Raw genomic sequence first — 10,000 nt, forward strand, 5'->3', positions numbered from 1 at the left:
GATCAATACCAGCTTGCGCAGCATTCATTCTCCGACTTTAGGGGCTGCATTGGACGCATGGGATATCAGTCGTGACAGTTGTTCTGAAGAAGCGCAGTTATTCTATCGCGCAGCTCCGGGAGGTGTCCCGACTCAAAAGGCGTTCAGCCAGTCTTCTCGTTATGAAGCGCTGGATACCGACCGTGAAAAAGGCGTGATCCGTTCCAAAAATCATGCTTTTTCGACGGATGGTGGTCTGGCCGTCTTGTTTGGCAATCTTGCTCCTGAAGGCAGTATTGTTAAAACAGCGGGTGTCGATGAATCTATTTTGAAATTCACCGGTAAAGCCAAAGTTTACGAAAGTCAGGAAGCCGCTGTTGCCGGTATTCTGGGTAATGATGTCGAAGCGGGTGAAATTGTTATTGTCCGCTATGAAGGCCCAAAGGGTGGCCCCGGTATGCAGGAAATGCTGTATCCAACCAGCTATCTGAAATCGAAAGGTTTGGGTAAACTCTGCGCTCTGATTACCGATGGCCGTTTCTCTGGTGGTAGCTCTGGTTTATCTATCGGCCATGTTTCCCCCGAAGCGGCCGAGGGTGGTTTGATTGCTTTGGTAGAAACGGGCGATACAATCGTTATCGATATTCCTGAACGGATTATCCATCTGGATGTTGATGATGCTGTTATTGCCGATCGTCATGCCCGTATGGAAGCGAAAGGGGCAGCGGCATGGAAACCGCAAAATCGTGACCGTCCGATCTCTTCGGCTTTGAAAGCCTATGCCGCTTTGACGACCAACGCTGCCCGTGGGGCAGTTCGGGATGTCAATCAGCTCGAACGGCATTAAAGTTATCAGCTTGTTCTGCCAGCATTATGCGATGCTGGCAGATCGCTGTAAATTTGAAAAATAGCTGAAATTTTAACCTGTTATTGTATTGGTCATGTTTTTTTGAATGAGTAATTAGGCTATTTTCTGATCGCTGAATTGGAGCTGTGCAAGACGGGCATAGAGACCATTTTTTGGGATAAGCTGGTCATGGCTGCCTTCCTCGACAATCTTGCCTTTGTCCATAACGATAATTCTGTCTGCATGGCGCACGGTCGCCAGACGATGAGCAATGATGATCGAACTACGGCCTTTCATCAGTTTTTCTAAAGCCTGTTGAACGGCTTGTTCCGATTCTGCATCCAGTGCAGAGGTGGCTTCATCCAATAGTAACAGCGGAGCATCTCGTAGGATGGCGCGAGCAATTGCAATCCGTTGCCGTTGTCCCCCCGAAAGGCGGGCGCCGCCTTCACCGAGAAAGCTATCCAGTCCTTCGGGAAGGGCTTTCAAAAATTCTTCGGCATGAGCCGCACGAGCCGCCTGCCATAGTTCTTCATCGCTGGCATCCCATCTCCCATATCTTAAATTGTCGCGGGCAGAGGCGGCAAAAATAACCGTTTCTTGAGGCACAACCGCGATATGAGAGCGGATATCGCTTAAATTCGCCTCTTTTAAATCCACGCCTTCCATAGAAATAACGCCTGATGTCGGATCGTAAAAGCGTTGAATAAGCTGAAATAAGGTTGTTTTTCCAGCACCCGACGCACCAACGACCGCCAGACGCTCACCAGCTTTTAGCTCAAGGTTGAAATGGCTCAAGGCTTCGGTATCAGGCCGTGAGGGATAGCGGAAAGAGACATCCTGAAAAGTTAAACGTCCCTTTGTGCTATCGGGTAAGGCTTTAGGATTCTTGGGAGAAAAAATAGCTGGTTTTTCGGCTAATAGATCATTCAATCGGCTGGCTGCACCGGCACCCCGAAGCAAATCACCATAGACCTCACTTAAGGCACCAAATGCACCGGCAACGACCCCCCCTGTCAGGACAAAAGCTGCAATGGTGCCGCCTGACACTAAGCCAGCGGCAACATCCAGCGCACCACGCCACATAATCAGGATAATCGCCGTAAAAATCAGCAAAATGACTAAAGCCGTCATGAAAGCCCGCAGCGTAATCCGTTTTTTTGCCGTCTCAAAAGTGAGTTGAACAGCCTGACCAAAACGGTCGGATTCTCGATCTTCTTGACCAAAAGCCTGAACAATTTTCATCGCGCCCAAGGTTTCGGTAATCAGGCTGCTTAAATCAGCTATCCGATCCTGACTTTTTCGGGACAATCGCTGTAATCGCCGTCCGATAAAAATAATAGGAAAGACCACAATCGGAATACCGCCCAGTAGCATGGCGGTTAAATGAGGCGCTAGCATGAAAAGATAAGCTGTGCCGCCAAGTCCGGTAATCAGATTGCGAAGGGCGACCGACACCGTAGAGCTGACAATCTGGTCAATCAACGTCGTATCAGTGGTCAAGCGGGAAGCAATTTCAGAAGGCCGATTCTCTTCAAAAAAAACCGGTGGCATTTGCATTAAATGGCGGTTGATAGCCATCCGAATATCGGCGATAACCCGCTCACCTAGCCATGAAACACAATAAAATCGGGCAGCGGTTGCAAACGCCAGTAAAAGAATGATGCCCAGCATATAGCAAAAATAAAGATTGATATCATGGGCGCCACTCTCGCCACCAAAACCCTGATCAATCACCCTTTTGAAGGCGGCGGGTATCGCAATCGTTGCTGTCGAAGAAAGGAGCAAAGCCAACAAAGCCCCAAAAATCCATATCGGATAACGGCTGGCAAATTGCCAAAGTATTCGGAGCTGGCCAAGCATCTTTCTCTTTTTCGGCGTTGCTTTTGTCGCTTGCTTCACGATTTTGTCCCTGATTTTTTTTACCCCTTCGATAAAGATATTTATGAAGAGTCCCTTTAAAACCGGCTTGCGCTGAAAAGCCTGAAAATATGTTTTATTGCAAGCGAGATATCATTTTTTACGGTTAAAAGAAAAAAATGAATGAACCCGTGATGCTTTAAATGCGTTTTCTTTACCTGTAATGAATATCCTGTTCCGATTTTGAGGTGCATCCTTGATGCCGATTTTTCCTAGAATTTTGAGCAATATGCCTGTCATGGCGATGTTGACGCTTTTACCTGCCTTGACAGTGCCTTGTTCTGCCCATGGCCGGATGCCGTTGTTATCAAAGCGTGTTTTGGATCCTTTTTTTGAGACATCTGCCAACAACCGTCTAAAAACGGCTACGGATAAAAAAACGGTATCGGCTGCTTCACTCTCTTTCATTCAGGATAAAAATTTTTTTTCACCGATAGTGGAGCAATCCGTATCGGGACAGAATGAACAGCGTAAAGATAAGCCTGTAGTAGACCTTCCAAAAGAGGCAGCAATTCCAGCCTCGATTCCAAATGTTCAAAAGGCTTCCTCTGAAAAAACGGCCTCCGATCCTGTGGTGGCGGCTTTGTCTCCGTCAGATCTGCAAAAAAAAATGGCCGAGGCAACAGACCTCAATCGCCAGAATAAAAATACTGATGCTTTGGCTATCCTTGATCCGCTTTTGCCTTCCTTGAAAGGGCATGACCGCGTTTCTATCCAGCTTTTACGAATCCCCTGTCTTGCCAGTCTAGGCTATGATGATGAGATCATCTCTGCTTACAACAGTATCAAAGGCATTGAGCCGGACAATGGTGCTGTCATCAGTGTTGGGATATTGATCGCCCTTTCTCAAAATGATTTTTCCAAAGCCGCTGAAAGGTTGCTTGTTCTAACTGATAAAGATCCTGCACGAATTGCCCGTTTCGATAGCGATATGGTGCAGGCGATTCTGATTCAGGCAAAGGCGCAAAAAGACCCGACTATTTGGCAAAATCTGGTTTTGGGCTTGGCACGTAGTAGTTGGGGTGTGGCCGAAGGCCCTGATATCCGCGATCCTTTGATGCAGCAGGCTGTAACGGTTTATCTCGCCAAACATCAAAGTGAAGATGCCGCCGATCTTTTGAGAGAAATTGCCGATCCTGAAAGACTCATGGAAATGGCCATTTCTCGCCGCTATGAACCTATTTGGCCGGATATCGAGCGCCGCCTTGGCAATCATAGTCAGGATAGCTTGCGGCAATTTTCAGGTTTTTGGCTTAATGCTTTGGCTAGCCAACCGGACAATCCTGCCTTTATCCATCAATCAATCCGTGCCTTTATTCTTGCCGGTCATTTGCAAGATGCGATTGATCTAGGCAATTCTATCAAAATAACGTCCCATATCTCTGACGACAATATTAAGGCGATTATTGCTGCGGCTGATGCTCGTTTGGCATTGGGGGGAAGCGGTGCGGTGTCGGAGTCGATTGCGCGCCTACAGCCTTTGAATCGAATCGACCCCAGCCGCCATCAAATCGTCTTATCGGCGGATATTCGGCAGTCTGAATGGCTCAATCAATCGGGGCGCTATTATGAATCCCGCAGCCTTTCCGAAAAGATGCTTTCTAATCTTGGATTATCGCTGACCCCGTCTGATATTGCCTCTTTTCAGCAAAGTGCCGTCTGCTCGATGATGAAATTGGGGCAGCGCAAGCAGGCCAATCAAATGGCACAAGAAATGATGCAGAGCCATCTGGATGATAAACAGGCGGTTATAGAAGCGCTTTTTTGTGCCGGAAAATCTCAAGAAGCCATCAATCTGGCTATTCATACACTCGATAACCCTTCGCAGGCAGATACTCTCTTGAAGCTCTTGCAGCCAGAAGGGCGTTTTCCTGATGTCAGACCACAATATTACCGTAGCGTCTGGTCAAAATTATCAGCGATACCGGCTGTTGAACGCGCTTTTTTGAAAAACGGACGAGTCCTGCCCGAAAAATTCCAACTGCGGAAAAAGGCTCCCTTGCCGAGTCTCATGTATAATTCTTCTCTTGCCGCTGTCAGCTAGGATGTAAAAATAGTCCATTTTGGATGTAACGGACGTAAAATTATCAATTAACAATTTTTAACTTTTTCTAAAGTTATCTTGGCTATTTTTCAGGATAAAATGTAATTTTTATAAAAAAAAGGCAAATTTCATCCAAAATTAAGCATTTATTATTCTTTTGAACCTATTTTCCCAAAAATTTTAGCCTTCTTTCATCCAGATTCCGCGAATCTGGATTGATTAGGTTTTTTAAACAAAAAAAATCAAAATGGTGGAATTAGACAACGAAAATTGATGGACAAGTAGGAAAGTATTGAGAACATAAGGGGAACAAACAGTTAAAAAAGTAAAATTAAACTAGGAGTGATAATCATGTACTTGTTAGGCAAAATTGAAAAATATCTGAGTGCTACAGGTATGACCCCCACCCGTTTTGGGCGTGATGCCTTGAATGATCCCCGTTTCGTGCTGGATTTACGGCGCGGAAGAGAACCTCGCCGGCGCACTTTGGGGCGCGTTCTTGCCTATTTGGAAGAGCATGGCGCTTTCATCCGGCGTGAAAGAAAAACAAAGCCTTTTATTTTATCGCATCATCATAATATTTCAGCATAGATTCAAAATGGTTAAAAATTTTCGATTAAAATGTTAAAAATTTAAATCCATTTAGGGATATAAAATATTGCATTACATTTCCCTGACCGAGGTGAGCTGTTCGCGCATTTCCTTGATTAAAGCCAAGGCTTGGGTAAGCGCTTGATCGCGGTCTAATTGAGAGAGTTCTATTGGTACAATTGGGGGTGCCGATGCAGGATTAGGGGAATCCTGTATCGGCTTTTGTAAAATCTGTTCGGAAGAAAGAAACAGCGTTTCCTCTTCGCTTTTTTCAAAAGAATTAGATTGTTTTTCAATGGGATAGGATAGCGAGAAAATCTCAGATTTTTTTTGAGAAACGGCATCCTGCGGCGGTTCAATATCGTTATTATCTGTCCATTCGGTTTCTGCTGGCAAAACAGATTGCCTCGCAGAAAAAGACGCCTCTTCTAACACGGCATCAAAGGAAGGCGAGGCTTCTACTGGTTGTGATGAAGGTTCATTATTCGATTCTAAAACCGTTTTTTCACTATAATCATTGAGGACGATAACCGAATTTTGCACCTCTTCTTCAAAAGTCGATTCACTTTGTTGCTGCAAAAAAGCACGATCGGAAGATTTGAGGAGAATTTCGTCCCCCTCTAGGAGGATGCTTTCTTCTTCCCAATCTTTTCCAAGAGGCTTTTTTTCTGGCCAAATAGCCTGATCGGATAAATCTTCAGAATAAAACTGCCCTTCGGGATTTTCTTTTCTTAAATCAAAGGCAACCCGATAACGGTGATAGGCAAAAAGCCATGTCATGATGAAGGCGATAATCCCACCTAAAACAATACCAAGAGGAAAGGCCAGCCGCGCTCTTGATAATAAATGCGCGCTGCCGTCCTCTCCTGTAAGCCAAGTAATGGCGGTATCATGGGTCAGTCGGGTAAAAATTTCAGGCGGCATAGCCATCCAGAAAAAAATGACAGCTATAGAAAACATAGCGGAAGAAAGAACGATAAGACGTTTTTCCTTTTTTCCTTCCATTGGCGTTGAGCCTGCCATTTCAGCTTTCTCCATAGATTTTATCCGACAAAATCAATTCTATAAGTCTAGCGGATAAAAACGATTAAATAATTAACATTGCATTCTGGCGTATTTAAGAAAAAATCTATTATCCTGCTGTGATAAAGATTTTCTAACGTGAATATTCCTTCACTTGAAAGCTGATTTTACCGGATAATTTTTTTCAGGAAAAAGAATGCAGGAACAAAATCATGCCGCTATTCTGACTTCGCCTCAGGAGATAGCCGCTTTGAACCATCAAATCAGTGAATGGTTTTTGGGACATTATATCCAGCTACTCTGCGCTATTGGGGCAGGGGTTGTTCTCTTTTTCGCTTTGCTTTCCTTTAGGCGCTTTGCCGAAAATTTTTTAAAACGCAGTGCCTTTCTGAATGAATGGACGACTCTTGCTGGTGAAGCGATTGGCCGGACTCATGCTTTTTTCTTGGCCATTCTGACCATTCGATTGGTCACCGAATATTTCGACCATAGCTCGCGCCTTTCGGATGTTGTCCAGTTTTTATGGGTCATTGCCAGCACTTTCCAATTTGCGACTTGGGCGCGTCAGCTCATTTTAGGCCTCATTAGCTATCGGGTCGAGCAATCGAACAATAGCAACCGTAATTTGGATAGCGCGCTTAATCTCATCCGGCTTCTTGTGACGGTAGCGCTCTTTGCTATCGCCTCTGTTGTTGTGCTTGATAATCTGGGTGTGAATGTCACTGGATTGGTTGCCGGTCTTGGAATTGGTGGTATCGCGATTGGTCTTTCTGCCAAAGGTATTTTTGACGACCTCTTCTCGGCTTTGGTGATTATTTTTGATCAACCTTTCATGAAGGGCGATTTGATCAGCTGGAAGGATACCACCGGCACTGTTGAAAAAATCGGTCTGAAAACGACCCGTATCCGTGCCGGAACCGGAGAAGAAATTATCGTTGCCAACAATATGTTGGTCAATGTCGAAATGCATAATCTAAGCGAGCAAACGAGACGGCGCTTTTCTTTGCAGATTGGGGTCGTTTGTTCCACTTCGCCTGACCAATGTGAAAAGCTGATTTCTATCTTGCGGGAAGAAACCGCAAAAATACCGCTTTGTCAGGTGGCCAGAAGTTGCATGACTGGAATCGGCGCTTCTTCTTTTGATTTTGAAGTGGTTTGCGATGTCCAATCCGGCTCTTTTGATGACTATTTTTCGGTTCGGACTCAGGCCTGCATCAACATCCTAAAACGGCTTGAAAATGAGGGGATCGAGCTCGCTTATCCAACGGTCACGAATTATAACTATAATGCTGAAAAATCAGGAAAATTAGAGGAAAAAAAGGATTAAATTGCTAGGAAAAGCGATTGAATTACATCTCATTATAAAAATTTATCAATAAGGATGATTACTTTTTCACTTTTCATCTGTTTATCCAGACAGCAACAGGATAAATATTTTCCTGTTGTCCTGACAAAGGAATCATACGACGGGTGCAGCAATGCCAAATAAAAAAGATTATAAAACGGTCGTCGCTGTAATTAATGCGTTACCGGGTCATGACGAAGAGATCGAACAGGGATTAGGTGATCTTGCGCTTAAGGTGAAAGCCGAGCCGGGCAATATCACTTTTAAGCCCTATCGAAATCTTTCTGAAAGTCATAGCTACATAGTCTATGAGATTTATCAGGATGAGACTGCGTTTTTGCAGCATGTGAATGCTCATTATACAAGAGCCTTTAACAAGATGCTGGAAGCCGCCGCAAAAGGTGGTAAATCGCAGGTCTTAGAAGTGAGTGATATTCTCTAATTTTCAACCCAGAAAATCAGAATATTTTATTAAGGATGAGGATTAAAATGTTACGTTCTTTTTATAAATATGCCGCTTTAGGTTTAGCCGCTGTTGGTGCCGTTTCTGCTGTTTCCGCACCGGCCGTTGCCCGTCCTTCTGTTATCGCTGACAATCCCGCTTATGTCACGATCGTTGCTGTTATGCATCCGCTGCCCCAATATGCAGAACAGGTTGGTACCGAATTGAAAGGTCTTGCTGCACAGGTAAGAGCTGAACCGGGCAATGTTGCTTTCATGCCGACCCGCAATCCTGTCGACAACAGCTATGTTGTTTATGAAGTGTATCGTAGCGACGATGCTTTCCAGAAGCATATCACGTCTGGCCACACGGTTGCTTTCAACAAACTGCTCGTTAATCAGGTTCAGGGTGGCGCTTCTGACGTTACGAAACTGAAAACCATTTTCTAAATTTTAAAATCCTTGGAAAATAAAATTTTGCCGCTGTTGAAAAACAGCGGCAATTTTTTTGTCTGTGACCGTTAATTTATATTTCAAACTCTAAAAAGAACGATAATTCGCTTCTTTTCCACGCATAATCTTGCCAATAGAATGCACAGCACCATTCAAAAGACGGCTATATCCTTATCTAGGCAGGGGACTTTCATATGCTGAAGCATTTTCGGGCATCTATTCTTGTTACGATTCTAGGGCTGATAACAGCCTTTATTTTTGGGTATTATGCCCAAGGCCATCATTTGATATCAGGATTGGATGCCGCTTTTTTAGCCTTTCTTCTGGCTATTTTGGAAACAGCTTTCAGCTTTGATAATGCGGTCGTTAATGCCTCTGTTCTCAAAAATCTTACACCCAAATGGCAAAAATGCTTTTTAACTTGGGGGATGATTATTGCCGTTTTTGGCATGCGTATTCTGTTCCCACTGTTAATTGTTTCTTTCTCGGCTTGGGTTGACCCTTGGGAAGCTACTAAAATAGCGCTCTTTAATCACGCGCGTTATGAAGAAGTCGTAACCGCTGCCCATGCCAGTATTGCCGGCTTCGGCAGTGCCTTTTTAATGCTGGTAGGTTTAAGTTTTTTTGTAAAAGAAGAGCATTCGCCTATATGGATTAGCTGGATCGAAAAACCGTTGATGGCGCTTCGGGTCATTCCTTTTATTAGCTATATCCTGACTTTTTTGATTATGGCCGGTTTTGCCTTTTGGTTTAATCAAAAAGATGGCTATTCTTTTTCAGTCGCGGCTTTGTTCGGTATGGCTGCTTATTTTCTGTTAGAACAATTTGAGCGCTTTATGGGACAACCGACCCAAGGCGGGGCAGGGTTGGCTACTTTTATCTATCTTGAATTTTTGGATGCGTCTTTCTCCTTTGATGGTGTTATTGGTGCTTTTGCCGTTACAAATGACATTGTCTTGATTGCGATAGGTCTTGGTATTGGGGCGATGTTTGTCCGTTCTATGACCGTTGCCTTGGTGCAAGGCGGCCATCTGTCCCAATATCCTTATCTTGAGGCCGGTGCCTTTTATGCGATTGTGACTTTAGCCTTTATCACTGCGCTTAATGTAAAGGTGGAAGTCCCTGAAGTTATCAGCGGTTTGAGTGGTCTTGTTTGGATTGGTGGCTCTTTGGTCTATTCCATAATGGAAAATCGCCGCTCTCTGGCGAAATAAAGCGAGTTTGATAGCAGGTTATTGGGGCAGGTTATTTTGTTTCCTGCCCTTCATAAAATCAATGATGGCTTCGGCTGCCCGATGCGATGCACCCAATAAGGGGTAGCCGAAAGTCTCCTGAAATAATTTTTCTTGAATAGGGC

9 protein-coding genes are annotated in these 10,000 nt (G+C 44.5%); 7 read left to right on the plus strand and 2 right to left on the minus strand.

The genetic code is table 11. From position 1 onward, the window contains the following. Positions 1-826 (plus strand): dihydroxy-acid dehydratase (locus tag LDL18_RS02680; protein WP_296506874.1); only part of this gene is annotated, 826 nt, incomplete at its 5' end. A 114-nt stretch (positions 827-940) separates the two neighbouring features. On the opposite strand, the gene LDL18_RS02685 is transcribed toward LDL18_RS02680, so the two are convergent. After that, positions 941-2,728 carry an ABC transporter transmembrane domain-containing protein gene (locus LDL18_RS02685; protein WP_296506876.1) on the minus strand — a complete coding sequence of 596 codons (1,788 nt, stop codon included), beginning with the start codon at positions 2,726-2,728 and terminating at the stop codon, positions 941-943. Between the two features lie 217 nt (positions 2,729-2,945). On the opposite strand from LDL18_RS02685, the gene LDL18_RS02690 reads away from it, so the two are divergent. Together LDL18_RS02690 and LDL18_RS02695 are read left to right on the plus strand one after the other, a co-directional pair. Beyond that, a complete protein-coding gene (locus LDL18_RS02690) occupies positions 2,946-4,790 on the plus strand; it encodes a hypothetical protein (protein ID WP_296506878.1) in 1,845 nt (614 codons plus the stop codon). A 351-nt stretch (positions 4,791-5,141) separates the two neighbouring features. After that, positions 5,142-5,381 (plus strand): hypothetical protein, encoded by a 240-nt coding sequence (locus LDL18_RS02695; RefSeq protein WP_011241524.1) that lies wholly within the window; start codon positions 5,142-5,144, stop codon positions 5,379-5,381. Positions 5,382-5,453: 72 nt separating this feature from the next. On the opposite strand, the gene LDL18_RS02700 is transcribed toward LDL18_RS02695, so the two are convergent. Next, positions 5,454-6,419 carry a hypothetical protein gene (locus tag LDL18_RS02700; protein WP_296506879.1) on the minus strand — a complete coding sequence of 322 codons (966 nt, stop codon included), beginning with the start codon at positions 6,417-6,419 and terminating at the stop codon, positions 5,454-5,456. Positions 6,420-6,600: 181 nt separating this feature from the next. Between LDL18_RS02700 and LDL18_RS02705 the strand changes: the two genes are divergently transcribed. From LDL18_RS02705 to LDL18_RS02720, 4 genes are all read left to right on the plus strand, one after another. Beyond that, a complete protein-coding gene (locus LDL18_RS02705; protein ID WP_296506880.1) occupies positions 6,601-7,731 on the plus strand; it encodes a mechanosensitive ion channel family protein in 1,131 nt (376 codons plus the stop codon). Between the two features lie 151 nt (positions 7,732-7,882). Next, on the plus strand, positions 7,883-8,191 hold the full coding sequence (locus LDL18_RS02710; RefSeq protein ID WP_296506881.1) for an antibiotic biosynthesis monooxygenase: 309 nt from the start codon (positions 7,883-7,885) through the stop codon (positions 8,189-8,191). Positions 8,192-8,238: 47 nt separating this feature from the next. Continuing rightward, positions 8,239-8,640, plus strand: coding sequence for a putative quinol monooxygenase (locus LDL18_RS02715; RefSeq protein ID WP_296506882.1), 402 nt, complete (start codon positions 8,239-8,241; stop codon positions 8,638-8,640). Positions 8,641-8,837: 197 nt separating this feature from the next. After that, positions 8,838-9,857, plus strand: a complete 1,020-nt coding sequence (locus LDL18_RS02720; protein WP_296506883.1) for a DUF475 domain-containing protein — start codon at positions 8,838-8,840, stop codon at positions 9,855-9,857. Positions 9,858-10,000 lie beyond the last annotated feature (143 nt).

Origin of the sequence: Zymomonas sp. (assembly GCF_020216885.1) — a bacterium.
Taxonomy (GTDB): Bacteria; Pseudomonadota; Alphaproteobacteria; order Sphingomonadales; family Sphingomonadaceae; genus Zymomonas.